The sequence below is a fragment of the Paenibacillus lemnae genome (assembly GCF_012933385.1).
Classification (GTDB): Bacteria; Bacillota; Bacilli; order Paenibacillales; family Paenibacillaceae; genus Paenibacillus_AQ; species Paenibacillus_AQ lemnae.
In genome coordinates, this window is record NZ_JABBPN010000045.1 from 1 (window position 1) to 815 (window position 815).

At 49.4% G+C, this 815-nt stretch carries 1 tRNA gene and 1 rRNA gene; both read right to left on the reverse strand.

The window, feature by feature from the left end:
• Positions 1-421, reverse strand: a 23S ribosomal RNA gene (locus HII30_RS21330); the annotation flags it as partial.
• Between the two features lie 119 nt (positions 422-540).
• Positions 541-616 (reverse strand) — tRNA-Ala (locus tag HII30_RS21335).
• Between the last annotated feature and the right edge of the window lie 199 nt (positions 617-815).

An 815-nucleotide genomic window follows, 5' to 3' on the forward strand; every position in this document is an offset into this window, starting at 1 on the left:
ACTCGGGATCCGTCTCGGAGGGAACAGAATTTCAGCTACAGGGCTTTTACCTCTTCTAGCGGGCCTTTCCAGACCTCTTCGCCTACTCGATTCCTTTGTAACTCCATATGAGACGTCCCACAACCCCAGAGAGCAAGCTCTCTGGTTTAGGCTGTTCCGCGTTCGCTCGCCGCTACTGACGGAATCACTCTTGTTTTCTCTTCCTCAGGGTACTTAGATGTTTCAGTTCCCCTGGTATGCCTCTGCATAACCTATGTATTCAGTTATGAGTGACTGGCTATTACACCAGCCGGGTTTCCCCATTCGGACATCCCCGGATCAAAGCTTGCTTACAGCTCCCCGAGGCAGTTTCGTTGTTCGCCACGTCCTTCTTCGGCTCCTAGCGCCTAGGCATCCTCCGTGTGCTCTTAGTAGCTTAACCATGCTACGTTTTTCTTGCTTCTTGGTCATATACATGACACAAGTCGTTTGAGAAGGATATTTCTAAAACGCAAATTCGTTTCGTTATCTAGTTTTCAAGGATCAACCGATGGAATTGAATGGTGGAGCCAAGGGGGATCGAACCCCTGACCTCCTGCGTGCAAGGCAGGCGCTCTCCCAGCTGAGCTATAGCCCCTCAAGTTCCATCAAAACTGAACAAATGAATCACGTTAAGTTACAAGCTTTTCGAAGTATCTACTTCGAAAGCCTGGTTGTTGCTTTGCTTACGCAAAGCTATATCCGGCGGCTTGCGCCGACCGAATGATATTTGAATGTCCTCGTTGCAGAGGACGATTCTCCATAGAAAGGAGGTGATCCAGCCGCACCTTCCGATA